The organism is Ruegeria sp. BHSB172 (genome assembly GCF_059613165.1).
Genome location: NZ_JBXWRZ010000008.1, coordinates 17,290 through 29,885, shown reverse-complemented (window position 1 = coordinate 29,885; position 12,596 = coordinate 17,290). Strand labels below are relative to the sequence as shown.

Sequence of the window (12,596 nt, the reverse complement as noted above, 5' to 3'; positions counted from 1 at the left end):
AGAGCATACGGTGTGCGGGTCCTGTGGCTGACTTCTGAAGCAGAGGGGTGACGCGTCCCCGCCATTCAGGAGAAAAGCCCAATGAGAACCCATGCACAGGCCGTCGTGATCGGAGGGGGCCTTGTCGGTTGTTCGATCCTCTACCATCTTGCCAAGCTGGGCTGGACCGACGTGATCCTGCTGGAACGGGACGAGCTGACCAGCGGTTCAACGTGGCACGCGGCGGCCAATATCCATGGGCTGCACGACAACAACAACGTCACCCGCATCCAGCACTACACGATGAACCTGTACAAGCAGCTGGAAAAGGAAACCGGGCAGGGCTGCGGCGTGTTCCAGCCGGGATCGCTGTATCTGGCCCAGACCGAAGCGCGCGAGCACCAACTGCGTTTGCAAGAGGCCAAGGCGCGGTTTTACGGCCTGAACTTCTATGAAATCAGCCGCGAACAGGCGATGGAGCTGCACCCACTGGCGCAGTTCGACGACATCCGTTGCATCATGTACGAACCCGACGGCGGCAACGTGGACCCCTCGGGCGTAACCCATGCCTATGCCGCCGGAGCGCGCGCGCTGGGGGCCGAGATTCAGCGGTTTTGCCCTGTAATAGGGACTGAACAGCAGCCTGACGGCTCGTGGATCGTGCGAACGGAAAAGGGCGACATCCACACGCAATGGGTGGTCAACGCAGCGGGGTTGTGGGGGCGCGAGGTGGCGTCGCTGGCCGGGCTGGAGCTGCCGCTGCAACCGACCGAACACCAGTATTTCGTGACCGAAGCGATTGACGAGGTGGCAGCTCTCGGCCGCCGGCTGCCCTCGATCGCCGACCGCGACGGCGAATATTACTTCCGGCAGGAAGGCAACGGGTTGCTGATCGGCGCCTATGAGAAAGACATGCGTTTCTGGGCCGAGGACGGCACGCCGCTGGATTTCGCCCATGACCTGTTTCCCGACGATTTGGACCGGATCATGGAGAACGTGATCCGCGCGACCGAGCGTGTGCCGGTGGCCGCGACCGCAGGCGTGAAACGGGTGATCAACGGCCCGATGATCTGGTCGCCGGATTCCAACGCCATCTGGGGGCCGGTGCCCGAGCTGCGCAACTATTTCTGCTGCACCGGTATTATCCCCGGATTCTCGCAATCGGGCGGGCTGGGGCTGTTGGCCGCGCAATGGATGATCGAGGGCGAGCCGCAATACGACATGTTCGCCTGGGATCTGGCGCGGTTCGGCGACTGGGCCGACAAGAACTTCACCAAGGCGCGGGTCGCGGACCAATATTCCCACCGCTTTGCCATCCATTTCCCGAACGAGGAACGCAGCGCCGGCCGCCCCGCTCGTGTGCGCCCTGCCTACGAGATGCAGAAGCAGATGGGCGCGGTCTTCGGCCTGAATTGCGGCTGGGAACACCCGCTGTGGTTTGCCGATCAGCCTGGAACAATCGAGACCACCGGCTTCACCCGCCAGAATTGGTTCGAACCGGTGGGCCAGGAGGCCCGGTTGCTGCGCGAGAGCGTGGGCGTGATCGACATCTCGAACTTTGCCAACTACGTCATCAAGGGGCCGGGCGCGCATGACTGGCTCGACCGGCTGGTGGCCAACCGAGTTCCGACCGAGGTGGGACGTTCGTGCCTGACCCCGCTGATCTCGGTGCGCGGTGGCGTGGCGGGGGATTTCACCATCACCAAGACCGCCGAGGACGAATACATGATAATCGGCTCGGGCATGGCCGAACGCTATCACCAGCGGTTCTTCAACATGGTGGACCTGCCCGAGGGCACCACCTTCGAAGTCGCCACCAACCGCATCGCAGGCTTCAACGTCGCTGGCCCGAAATCGCGCGAGGCCTTGCAACGGCTGACCAACGCCGACCTGTCGAATGAGGCGTTCCGCTTCATGCGCACGGCCACGATCGAGGTTGCCGGGGTCACTTGCCTGGCCATCCGCGTCAGCTTTACCGGCGATCTGGGGTGGGAGCTGCACTGCGCCGAAGAGGACCAAATCAGACTCTATTCTGCGCTTCTGGATGCTGCCCGCGCTTGCGGTGGTGGGCCGGTCGGCAGCCGGGCTCTGGGCGCATTGCGGATCGAAAAGGGTTATGGCTCGTGGGGTCGTGAGTATTCTCAGGAGTACTGGCCGCACGAGGTCGGTCTGGATGGGTTGATCAAGCCAGACAAGGATTTCCTGCACAAGGAGGCCTGGCTGGCGATCAAGGACAATCCCGCGCGCGAGGTGCTGTCGATTTTCGAGGTCAATGTCACCCACGATGCCGATGCCAGCGGGGGCGAGCCGATCTTTACCCCAGATGGTACGCCCGTCGGGCGCGTCACCTCGGGTGCCTATGGCTACACAGTCGGCAAGTCGCTGGCCATCGGATACGCCAACCCTGATGTCGCCCAGCCGGGTGACGAGGTGCATGTCTTCATCTTGGGTAAGCCGCACAGGGCACGGATCTTGCATGCGCCTCCGTTCGACCCCAAGGGCTTGCGATTGCGTGACCAAAAACCGGTGATGGAGGGCGCCAAGTGACCGAAACCTTCGCCCGCGTTGCCGAGTTTGTTCTAAACCGCCCGGCGGATAAAATGCCCGACAGCGCGCGCGAAGCGGCGGCCCTGATGCTGCTGGATACTTTGGGCATCGTGATTGCCTCGACCCCGATGGAGGCCGGCGTTATCGCCCGCGACACTGCGGCATTGCTGTACGGAACGACCGATCATGCGTTCTCGGCGCGGATGCTGTGCGATGGGCGCCGGGTCAGTCTGGCGGGCGCAGCTTACGCGGCCGCCACGCAGACTGACAATCTCGACGGGCACGACGGCTACAACCCGACCAAGGGGCATATCGGTGTCGTGGCAATACCCGCGCTGTGCGCATTGGCCGAGCACTGCCCTGACCTGTCCGGAACCGATGCCTTGGCGGCCGTCATCACCGGCTACGAAATCGCGGGCCGCGCGGGTATCACGTTGCACGCCACCGTCAGTGACTATCACACCTCGGGGGCGTGGAACGCACTGGGCGTCGCGGCGATGGCGGCCCGCTTGCGGGGCCATTCATCCGACCAGTTGCGCCAAGGCCTTGGCATTGCCGAATATCACGGCCCCCGCAGCCAGATGATGCGCGAGATCGCCAACCCAACCATGCTGCATGACGGCTCGGGCTGGGGCGCGCTGGTGGGAATGTCGGCGGCAATTCTGGCCGAGCGCGGCTTTACCGGCGCACCTGCCATCACCATCGAGGAGGACCGCGCCGCACCCTATTGGCAGGACCTCGGCACGTTTTGGCAGATGGAACATCAATATGTGAAACCCTATCCGATCTGCCGCTGGGCCCATGCCGCCATAGACGGGCTGCGCACGGTGATGCACACGCACGGTCTGACCCATGACCGGATCGCCCATGTTGATATCAATACCTTTCATGAGGCATGCCAGCTGTTTTCCGGCGTGCCGCAGACGACGTCTCAGGCTCAGTACTCGCTGCCCTTCGCCGTTGCGGTGCAAGCGGTGCACGGCCGGATCGGAGTGGAACACTTGATGGGGTCGGGGCTAGCTGACACGGACGTGGTCGGGTTCATGTCACGAATTTCGGTTCGAACATGCGATCGGCACTCGGCCCGGTTTCCAGCCGGACGCTGGGCGGACGTCTCGGTCACGACACGCGACGGCCGGTTGTTGCACTCGGGGGACACGCATGCCCGGGGTGGCCCCGAAGCGCCGATGTCGCGCCAGGATGTCATTGGCAAATTCCTGGAATTCGCGACGCCGCAGATGGGGGGCGATGCCAAGACGCTGGCCGAGGCTGTTCTCGACCTGGTCGACCCCGATGCGCGGTTCAACCGAGTTGCCAGCTTTCTCTACCCGGGCCTTGACCGGTAACGCCCGCCCCGCCCGATGTCAGGTGTCGGGCAGCAGGGGATAGTCGGCAAGCCGATCATACCGCGATCCCTGCGGAGTCAGGGTCGAGGAGAAAAGCGCGAACCGGTCTACCGGCATGTCTGGCGCATCCGGCAAGAACCCGGAAAAACCCTTGAGCAGAGCCGGATTCGCGCCGCGCTGGATGGTGATGTGCGGCCGAAATCTGCGCCGCGGTACGTCGATGCCCGCCCTTCGCGCCAGTTGCAGAGTTTTCGTCTGCAATTCCTGCAAGGACGGGTTTTTCGCAACGGCCAAGTGTATGGTGTTTCCAAACATTCCCAAACCGTCGAACCGGATGCAAAAGGCAGGGTGCTGAACGCGCTCCAATTCAACATGCAGAACGGAAAGTTGTTCTTCCGGCGTGTCCCCCAGAAAAGCCAGTGTGACATGCAGATTCTCTGCCACAACCGGGCGACCTCCGGAAAAGCCGGATTGTAGGACGCGGCAGAACCGCACCAGATCCGGCGTTGCGGGAATGGCCAGAAAACTGCGCATTTCGTCCAGACCTGACAGGCCGGTTCGGGGCCTGTCTCATGGGTTTGTATTTCGGTCAGCCCATCTTGAGCTGGCGGACGAACTTTGCAAGCCTCGGCGCGACGCCCATGGTCGGTTCAAGGTCGTCATTCTGCGTCCGTTTCGACAAGAGCCAGCAGATCTCGGATTTTTTCGCGCGTTCCGGTGCTGGTCTCCAACAGTTCACGCGCGTCCTTCAAGGGCGATTCCGGTGACCGTTCCGCCGCGTTATCCAGTTCAGCGATCAAGGCCATCAACCGGCCCACTCGACCGTCCGAAAGGTTGATCTGCGCCCTTGGCGAACCCGCAAACCACGACAGCCGGGCGGCCTCGACATCCTCTCCCAACTCGGTCAGGATCCCTGCGGCTTCCTCAAATTCGCCCAGCTCGGTCAGTGCCGCGGCCCGCAGACGCTGGGTCCGCTCGGATCGGTCGTCTGCCAGTTCTTCCAGCGCCTGTCGCGGCTGGCCTTCCATCATCGCGACGCGGGCGCGCAGCCATGCTCGGTCGCGCTGGCGGGTCCGGTCTTGCCCTTTGTCGACCAGCCGCCGGACTTGCGAGGAAAAACCCAGATCGGCATATCGCTCGGCCAGGGCCAGGGCGGTGTCGGTGCTGAGGCGTTGAACCAGCGACGGATCCATCGCGAAGGTCATGCGGACGAAAGTACCGTCATCCGCCCGTTCTGCCATCAACTGCAGGATACGGTTCTGAGTGCCATCCCAATCGGCGTCCCCCACATGAGCCGTGGAAAGCCGGAATGCCGGTTCAAACTCGTTGAACAGGCTCAGCGCTACGGCATGGCTGCGAGCCATGACGGGCCCGAGTTCCGAGTTCTTCAGTTCAACGGCATAGGCCCCGGCAAGATCCAGCTGTCTTTGGGTGATCGCGCCACGGTCGGCCCATTGCTGCTCGATCAGCCTTGCCAGAGCCAACGGAGCTTCGACCCGCGCCTTGGGATCCTCGATCACCCTGCTCAGCAACGTTCTGCTGCTTTGCGCGTCTTCCGCGGCTGAGGCGACTTGGGCCTTTGCCAAGTTGGTTTCGGCGCTGACTTCTGGCTCGATGCGCTCCACCGAGCGCAGAATCCTGCGGGCAGCCTCCAGTTCTTCGGCCTTCGTGAAGACCTGCGCCAATCTGGGACCAAGATGGCGCCGCAGATGTTCGGGCAACCGTTGGAACGATTGCTCGACTGTTTCCGGCCGAGCCTCGGGCTGCAACTCTCCTTGGGCGAGCGCGGCCCAAAGCGCTATTGCACCGTCACAACGTTGCAACCCCTCGAATGGTGGCGGCCCGTCGGATGGAAGCGCATCGATGACCGTCGCAATGCCGGCAACCCACTCTGCTTCCTCGGGAACCTGGGAGAGCAGGCCCAACGTTTGTACCGCTTCGGCTCCGAAGCCGAAATAGGTCAGGACCTCGGCAAGCCTGATCACGGCGTCTGGATCGATGCGATCGAACTCTTGGAACAGGGCGCGGCGTAGGTCTGCCACCTGCTGATGGAACGGACGGCCATCTGTCCAGGACTCGAAGTCCAATGCGGCGTCCGAGATGCAGGCCGGCCCAGGTTCCAGAATTGGCAATGGTAAATTCGCCATGAAGCCCAACTCGTCCAAAACCGAGGTTATCGCCAGGTTTGGTGACAGGTCGGACCCAAGCAAAGTCGGCGGAGGCGGCGTCGAGGCGCGCGGCCCGACGCCCGACAGGTCGAGATCGACGATCTCGCGGTCGGCACTCTGCAGGAAGCGGGTGGCTAGACGGTCTTCGATGTCTTGCCGGCTCAGGCGCAGTAAAGGTTCGGCCAGATGGGTCAAAGGCAGGTCTTTGGCCGGTGTCGCCTGGTCCACGCGGGGAAGAACCGGTGGCGGGATATCGAGATCGGGCAAGGGCAGCGCCTTCCCCGGAGCGATGTCCACCACGACCATCGTGTCCTTGAACAGAAAAGCGGTTGCCGCACAGTCGCAGCCGAATTCCATTTCCAGCGGCGCGCCCGGCTGCGCTTGCGTGAGGCCCGAAAGCCGGTTGCCCGACAGGCGTGTAAATACCGATTTCATGTCGAACACCACGTCGGTCAGGGCCAGCGAAAGGGTGGCCCCCTTCTTGCGATGTGTCAGCCGCCAGGAGGTTCCGGTCGGAACTTGCACCACCAGCCGGGTATAGCCATCATGTTCGCCCGATCGCACCGGAATGGTGGTTTGCGCCACTGCTCCTCCGGTCGCGAAGCCCAGAAAAGCAAATACCAGAGCCAGCCTTCGCATCATGCCGCCGCCTGCTTGATTTCCTTTAGTGCTTCTTCCAGTTCAGTGAAATTCGGCCGGTTGTGGGTCGGCGTGTTCTGCCGTCCGACCTCGATACACATCGCCGCGTTGTGGTTGTGAAGGTTGGCGACCAAAACTTCCTTGATCAGTTGGTAGAAATGGTTGTCTTCCTCGACGACCGCTTTCAGCTTTCCGGCGAACGGGCCGACCAGGCCATAAGCCAAAAACACCCCTAGGAAGGTCCCGACCAATGCGCCCCCGATCAACTTGCCCAGAACCTCCGGCGGCTGGTCGATCGACCCCATGGTCTTGATCACACCCAGAACCGCAGCAACGATTCCCAAGGCCGGCAGGCCGTCGGCAACCGTCTGAAGAGCGTGGCTGGAATGCATGGCATGGTGAAAATTGGCTTCCATGCGTTTCTCCAGAACCTCTTCGACCTGGTGCGGGTCATCATAGTTCATCGCCGCAGACCGCAAGGTGTCGCAGATCAGGTCGACGGCTTCCTTGTCGGCCTGAATCTTGGGATACGCCGCGAACAGAGAGGAGTTTTCCGGATCCTCGATATGCCCCTCGACCTCGACCGGGTTGGACCGGGCCAGCCGGATCAGTGAAAACAAAAGGCACAACAGGTCCCGATAGTCTTCGGGTTTCCATTTTGGGCCCTTGAACACCTTTCCCAGATCCTTGACCGTATGCTTGACCGCGGACATGTCGTTGCTGATCAGGAAAGCGCCGACAGCGGCCCCACCGATCATCATCATCTCGAAAGGCAGGGATTTCAGGATGATGGCCATCTTGCCGCCGGCGGCAAGATAACCGCCGAAAACCATCGCAAAAATGACGACAATACCAAGAATTCCAATCATGCTTGCTCTCCGACAGGGCGATATTTCGAGTGGCGGGGCAACGGCCTACTCCGTAGGTGCGTTGGCATTGCGGCCTGCCAAGACGACACTGATCGTATAGGCCACCTGAGGGTTCAGCCCGGCCATGATGCCGGCGGCCGTATCCGAGGGCATGCGCGCCAGGAAACCCGCGGCGAATACAGGGTCCATCGTTTCGAACAACTTTGCGGCGTCCTTCGGCTTCATGTTCTGGTAGACATCGGTCAGACGCGCCAGATCCCGCTCGGCCGCCTGGTCGGCAACGGCCAGAGTTTCCCGCAGCGACTCTTCGGCCTTCCGCAGATCGGCGAGGCGCTGTGCGATCGTCTTTTCCGCAATCTCGACTACCTTTTCCTTCTCGCGCAGCATGTTCTCCCGCTGTCGGAGCGCGGTTTCCCGCTGCGACAGCTCGGCCAGAAGCGCGTTCAAGTCCGAGGCTTGGGGTTGTGGATCGTGGTGCTCGGCCGCAGCTTTGGGTGCGCGGGCAAGGGCGGGCCCCGCCTCAAGCCCCAATCGGATGACGGCGGACCCGATCATCAAGGCGGAGATCAGGGTCAATACCCCTCCGCGCGCCCGCGGTTGCGCGTGTTGCGGGGCGGAGGTCATTGTCGCGCCTCGCCGCGTTGAGTCGTATGACGGAAGAACAGGACGCCTTTGGGCATCGCCTTTGCCTCCTCGGCGCCCTTCTCCGAACCGCCCCTTGCGTCAGGCTCGTCGTTCGGCTCGGTATCACCTTCGCCCGAGGCGTCTTTCGCTGTCTCTTCACCTGCGCTCGCGCCATTTTCTGTTTCGCCGCTTCCTGCGTCGGCTACGCCCGCTTCGGACTCGTTGAATTCCGGTTCGGCCGGTGCCGTGGGCGGTTCGTCAGGTCGAACCAGGTCGTCAGGTTGCGGCGGTTCGTTCTTTTTTTCGGTATCCGAGCCAGTCGCGGGCACCACATCGTGCATCGAGGCCATGATCAGCTCTAGCCGTTTGGCAACCGATTCCGCGCGTTCGGTCAGGCCTTGCAGTCGCTGCCCAGACTGATCCGAGGCCGCTCGCGCCGCGTCCAGGGATTTTCTCAGCTCTTCCGCCTGGGCGGACAGCACGGAAACCGCCCCGCCGACCCCTTTCTCAAGGTCGGTGAACCGCTTGAGGCGCCGGGCCAGAACGAAACAGTACAAGCCCGCCCCAAGCGCGCCTGCCGCCAGAAGAATGTCCGCAATCAGCTCCAATTTCGCCTCCTAGTTCAACACGAATTCCATGACCAGAACGTCACGCACCCGGCCCTCGCCCACGACCATGCCGATGCGCCGCAGCAAGTGACCGCGAATCCGCACCAACGCCAGCGAGTCCTCGAGGTCCGACAGATCGACTGCGCGCAGATAGCTGTTCATGACATCCACGATTCGGGGTTTCATCGCCTCGACTTCCGAGGCGTATCCGGCCTCGACCTCGAGCTGAGCATGGAATTTCAGGTGCCGCGAATCGCCGGTGGTTACCGCAACGATGACCTCCGGCAGGTCGATGAACTGAACGTTCGGCGCCGCATGGCCGGCGGGGGACTTTTCCGCCGTTTCTTCATGCGAATCTCGGCCCAGCGGCAACAGCCCTGAACTGGTCATAAAGTACCCGCCGGCAGCGCCAGCCAAGGCCAGCACGAGCCCAACGATCAGCCCTGCTTTACCCGATTTTTCAGGGACTTCTGCCTGTTCTGCAGTCGCGTCCGTCATGGCGTCCTCATTCTTGCGTTCGGACACCGTCATAACCCTGCAGGGACTAACCGATTGTTAAGGGCAATCGTCCAAACAAGGGACGAGCCGCACAGAATGTCGGCGAGTCGGAGGTGAGCGTGCAGCAGATCGGAACTGTCTGGGCAAGTTTGGACAGGCGCAAGCAAATCATCGTGGCGGGCGCCGCGATCCTGGTATTCCTGAGTGTTCTGGCCATGTCGCGGCTGGTGACTTCTCCATCGCTGACCCTGTTGTATGCCGGGCTGGAAAGCGGCGCGGCGGGCGACATCGTTCGCGCACTGGATCAACGCGGCGTCGCATATGAGATCCGGGGCGGTTCGATCTATGTGCCAGCCTCCCAGCGGGATGAACTGCGCATGACGCTGGCGTCCGAGGGCCTGCCGGCCAATGGCAATCGGGGCTATGAACTGCTCGATTCGCTCAGCGGGTTCGGCACCACGTCGCAGATGTTTGACGCCGCCTATTGGCGCGCGAAAGAGGGTGAACTGGCCCGCACCATCGTCAGCAGTCCCCATGTCAGCCAGGCGCGGGTGCATATCGCGAACGGGTCGTCCAACCCGTTCCAGCGGTCGGTCGCCCCCACGGCCTCGGTCTATCTTGTGCCGGCTGGCGCCCGGGTGACGGCCGAGCAGGCCAAGGCAATCCGATTCCTGGTCGCCTCGGCGGTGACCGGATTGGCGCCCGAGGATGTTGCGGTGATCGATTCCAACGGCGCGGTCGTCGGCCCGCAAGAGGCCACGGTCGCTGCCGATACGGCCGACGACAAGGCCAAGCAGCTGCGCGAGCGGGTGTTGCGCCTAGTCGAGGCGCGTGTCGGGCCCGGAAATGGCGTGGTCGAGGTGAGCGTCGATACCGTGACCGAGACCGAGTCGATCCGCGAGCGGCGGTTCGATCCCAAGGGCCGCGTTGCCATCAGCACCGATATCGAGGAACGCTCGGACAGCTCGCGCAACCAGTCTTCGGACGTCACCGTGGCGTCGAACCTGCCGGATGGCGATGCCGCCGGCGGGGACGAATCGAACTCGACCGCGACCCAGACCCGCGAGCGTGTGAACTACGAGGTGTCCGAGACCGAATTGGAAGTGCATCGCGCCCCGGGGGCGATCAAGCGCCTGACCGTGGCGGTCATGGTAAACGGCACGCGCACGGTGGATGCGTCGGGAGCGTCGGTGTTCCAGCCGATGCCCGACACCGAGCTTGAGGCCCTGCGCGAACTGGTGGCCTCGGCGGTCGGCTTCGATGCCGAACGCGGGGACGTGATCACGCTCAAGTCGATGGAATTGCCGCAGGTGGAGCCGCAGGGAACCCTGGCCACGGCCTCGATCTGGCAGAACATTCATCTGGACACGATGTCGTTGATCCAGATGGCGGTATTGGCGATCGTGTCGCTGGTGATGGGGCTGTTCGTGATCCGTCCGATCCTGACCACCGCTCCGGTCGCGGCATTGCCGCCGGCGGCCGAGCGGTCGACGGCACCGGATGCCCAATATCTGGTCGGCGAGATCGCCGACGGCCAGGATCAGGATTTCGCGCCGCTTGCCCCGGCCGCCGACCAAGGTGCGGTCCCCGCAATTGCGCAAGCCACGTCCGAGGATGCGGTCGCGCGTCTGCGCAGCATGATCGGCGACAAGCAGGAGGAAACGGTCGAAATCCTGCGCAGCTGGCTTGAGGAAAGCGAGGAGAAGGTGTGATGTCGATAGCCCATCTGCTCGAGGATTTCACCGCCCAGGCCGAAGGCGCCCCGATGCGCCTTCTGGACGAGGAAGCGTTGGAGGAAGAACGGTTCGCAGCCTTTGAAAAGGGATACGGGGCCGGCTGGGAGGACGCGTTGCAGGCTCAGGGGCAGGGCCGGGCTGCCCTGACCGAAGAGTTGCGCGCCGCCTTCGCGGACCTGTCTTTCAGCTATCACGAGGCGCTGACCCGCATGACCTTGTCGCTCGAGCCGATGTTCCAGTCGCTCGTGCAGGTGGTTCTGCCGCAGGCCATCGATCAGGGTTTTGCCGCGCGCGTAGTCGAACAGTTGTGCGAACTGTCACGTGAACAGGTCGCCCAGCCGGTGCACCTGGTCGTGCCTCCGGGCGCGGCCGAGGACGTCTCGGCGCTGTTGCCCGGCGGCATCGACCCCGCACCCAAGGTGGTCGAGGACCCGGCACTGCAGCCTGGACAGGCGCGGTTGCAGGTCGGCACGGCCCGCGCCGAGGTCGATTGCGCGGCGCTGTTGGAGACGATCGCCGCAGCGTTCAACGCGTATGTATTCGAGGCAAAAGAGGCTTTGGCAAATGAGTGAAAACCCGCCCCCCAAACCGGAAAAACACAACCCGTTCGAGACGGTGCCGATCGAAGTGACCGTCTCGGTCGGCCGGGCGCGTCCGTTGGTTCGCGACCTGCTGAACATGGGCGAAAACGCGGTTCTGACGCTGGACAAACGTGTCGAGGATCCGGTCGACCTGTATGTCGGCGATCAACTGGTTGCGCGTGGTCTGCTGGAAGAGATGGAGGGGGAGCATGCCGGCCAGCTTGCCGTGCGCCTGACCGAGATATCGGATTTCAAGACCGGGCTGGGATGATGCACCGCAGATTCTGGCTGATCCTCGCGGTGGTGTTGCTGGCGCCGGCACTGGCTTCGGCCCAGGAGCTGTCGCTGTCTCTGGGCGAGGGCGGCTCGATATCGGCGCGCACGATCCAGTTGATTCTTCTGATCACCGTGCTCAGCCTGGCGCCTGGGCTGGCGATCATGGTCACCTGTTTTCCGTTTCTCGTGACGGTTTTGGCAATTCTGCGGCAGGGGATCGGGCTGCAACAGTCGCCGCCCAACATGCTGATCGTCAGCCTGGCGATGTTCCTGACCTATTTCATCATGGAACCGGTTTTCACACAGGCCTGGGACGACGGAATCCGGCCGATGGTCGAGGAAACGATGGACGTCGAGCCTGCGTTGGAGCGTGCGCTGGTGCCGTTTCGCGAGTTTATGGCCGCGCGGCTGGATGCCGATACGTTCCGGGCGATGGCTGCCCTGCGGCCGAATGGCGAAACGTTGGAGCTGTCGCCGCAGGCGCCTCTGTCGGTGCTGATGCCGTCCTTCATGCTGTCCGAGATCGCCCGCGCGTTTCAGATGGGGTTCCTGATCTTCCTGCCGTTCCTGATCATCGATCTGGTGGTAGCCGCGGTGCTGATGTCGATGGGTATGATGATGGTTCCCCCGGCTACGGTGTCGCTTCCGTTCAAGCTGGCGTTCTTCGTCATCGCCGACGGGTGGTCGTTGATCGCGGGAGCGCTGGTGCGCAGCTACTCGTGAGG

12 protein-coding genes are annotated in these 12,596 nt (G+C 62.9%); 6 read left to right on the top strand and 6 right to left on the bottom strand.

The window, feature by feature from the left end; translation table 11 throughout:
- Positions 1–81: 81 nt before the first annotated feature.
- Together AC2FM3_RS06355 and AC2FM3_RS06350 are read left to right on the top strand one after the other, a co-directional pair.
- Entirely contained in the window at positions 82–2,526 is a 2,445-nt protein-coding gene (locus AC2FM3_RS06355; protein WP_496680015.1) for a GcvT family protein, read from the top strand.
- Complete coding sequence (locus AC2FM3_RS06350; RefSeq protein WP_496680013.1) at positions 2,523–3,872, top strand: MmgE/PrpD family protein; 1,350 nt, start codon at positions 2,523–2,525, stop codon at positions 3,870–3,872. The genes AC2FM3_RS06355 and AC2FM3_RS06350 overlap by 4 nt, the downstream gene beginning before the upstream one ends.
- Positions 3,873–3,890: 18 nt before the next feature.
- Here AC2FM3_RS06350 and thpR read toward each other — a convergent pair whose 3' ends face one another.
- The 6 genes from thpR to AC2FM3_RS06320 form a co-directional block, all read right to left on the bottom strand.
- Positions 3,891–4,406 (bottom strand): RNA 2',3'-cyclic phosphodiesterase, encoded by a 516-nt coding sequence (gene thpR / locus AC2FM3_RS06345; RefSeq protein ID WP_496680012.1) that lies wholly within the window; start codon positions 4,404–4,406, stop codon positions 3,891–3,893.
- Positions 4,407–4,531: 125 nt separating this feature from the next.
- On the bottom strand, positions 4,532–6,682 hold the full coding sequence (locus tag AC2FM3_RS06340) for a coiled-coil domain-containing protein (RefSeq protein ID WP_496680011.1): 2,151 nt from the start codon (positions 6,680–6,682) through the stop codon (positions 4,532–4,534).
- On the bottom strand, positions 6,679–7,548 hold the full coding sequence (motA, locus tag AC2FM3_RS06335; protein ID WP_496680009.1) for a flagellar motor stator protein MotA: 870 nt from the start codon (positions 7,546–7,548) through the stop codon (positions 6,679–6,681). Before motA ends, AC2FM3_RS06340 begins: the two co-directional genes overlap by 4 nt.
- Positions 7,549–7,593: 45 nt before the next feature.
- Positions 7,594–8,172 (bottom strand): MotE family protein, encoded by a 579-nt coding sequence (locus AC2FM3_RS06330; RefSeq protein ID WP_496680008.1) that lies wholly within the window; start codon positions 8,170–8,172, stop codon positions 7,594–7,596.
- The gene (locus AC2FM3_RS06325; protein ID WP_496680007.1) at positions 8,169–8,780 is read right to left on the bottom strand and encodes a hypothetical protein; all 612 of its coding nucleotides are present in this window, start codon (positions 8,778–8,780) and stop codon (positions 8,169–8,171) included. The genes AC2FM3_RS06330 and AC2FM3_RS06325 overlap by 4 nt, the downstream gene beginning before the upstream one ends.
- A 9-nt stretch (positions 8,781–8,789) precedes the next feature.
- Entirely contained in the window at positions 8,790–9,278 is a 489-nt protein-coding gene (locus tag AC2FM3_RS06320; RefSeq protein ID WP_496680006.1) for a flagellar basal body-associated FliL family protein, read from the bottom strand.
- Between the two features lie 119 nt (positions 9,279–9,397).
- Here AC2FM3_RS06320 and fliF point away from each other — a divergent pair, with 119 nt between their 5' ends.
- Genes fliF through fliP form a run of 4 tightly spaced genes read left to right on the top strand, consistent with a single transcriptional unit; the run spans position 9,398 to position 12,594 of the window.
- A complete protein-coding gene (gene fliF / locus AC2FM3_RS06315; RefSeq protein ID WP_496680004.1) occupies positions 9,398–10,990 on the top strand; it encodes a flagellar basal-body MS-ring/collar protein FliF in 1,593 nt (530 codons plus the stop codon).
- Positions 10,990–11,586 carry a FliH/SctL family protein gene (locus AC2FM3_RS06310; RefSeq protein WP_496680002.1) on the top strand — a complete coding sequence of 199 codons (597 nt, stop codon included), beginning with the start codon at positions 10,990–10,992 and terminating at the stop codon, positions 11,584–11,586. Before fliF ends, AC2FM3_RS06310 begins: the two co-directional genes overlap by 1 nt.
- Positions 11,579–11,866, top strand: coding sequence for a FliM/FliN family flagellar motor switch protein (locus tag AC2FM3_RS06305; protein ID WP_490361532.1), 288 nt, complete (start codon positions 11,579–11,581; stop codon positions 11,864–11,866). Before AC2FM3_RS06310 ends, AC2FM3_RS06305 begins: the two co-directional genes overlap by 8 nt.
- On the top strand, positions 11,863–12,594 hold the full coding sequence (fliP, locus tag AC2FM3_RS06300; RefSeq protein ID WP_496680000.1) for a flagellar type III secretion system pore protein FliP: 732 nt from the start codon (positions 11,863–11,865) through the stop codon (positions 12,592–12,594). The genes AC2FM3_RS06305 and fliP overlap by 4 nt, the downstream gene beginning before the upstream one ends.
- The last annotated feature ends 2 nt before the right edge of the window (positions 12,595–12,596 follow it).

What these genes read in the sequence shown, in the direction of transcription:
- motA (WP_496680009.1), bottom strand. Translation starts at nt 7,548, where the DNA reads ATGATTGGAATTCTTGGTATTGTCGTCATTTTTGCGATGGTTTTCGGC.
- AC2FM3_RS06310 (WP_496680002.1), top strand. Translation starts at nt 10,990, where the DNA reads ATGTCGATAGCCCATCTGCTCGAGGATTTCACCGCCCAGGCCGAAGGC.
- AC2FM3_RS06330 (WP_496680008.1), bottom strand. Translation starts at nt 8,172, where the DNA reads ATGACCTCCGCCCCGCAACACGCGCAACCGCGGGCGCGCGGAGGGGTA.
- thpR (WP_496680012.1), bottom strand. Translation starts at nt 4,406, where the DNA reads ATGCGCAGTTTTCTGGCCATTCCCGCAACGCCGGATCTGGTGCGGTTC.
- AC2FM3_RS06320 (WP_496680006.1), bottom strand. Translation starts at nt 9,278, where the DNA reads ATGACGGACGCGACTGCAGAACAGGCAGAAGTCCCTGAAAAATCGGGT.
- AC2FM3_RS06305 (WP_490361532.1), top strand. Translation starts at nt 11,579, where the DNA reads ATGAGTGAAAACCCGCCCCCCAAACCGGAAAAACACAACCCGTTCGAG.
- AC2FM3_RS06355 (WP_496680015.1), top strand. Translation starts at nt 82, where the DNA reads ATGAGAACCCATGCACAGGCCGTCGTGATCGGAGGGGGCCTTGTCGGT.
- fliP (WP_496680000.1), top strand. Translation starts at nt 11,863, where the DNA reads ATGATGCACCGCAGATTCTGGCTGATCCTCGCGGTGGTGTTGCTGGCG.
- AC2FM3_RS06340 (WP_496680011.1), bottom strand. Translation starts at nt 6,682, where the DNA reads ATGATGCGAAGGCTGGCTCTGGTATTTGCTTTTCTGGGCTTCGCGACC.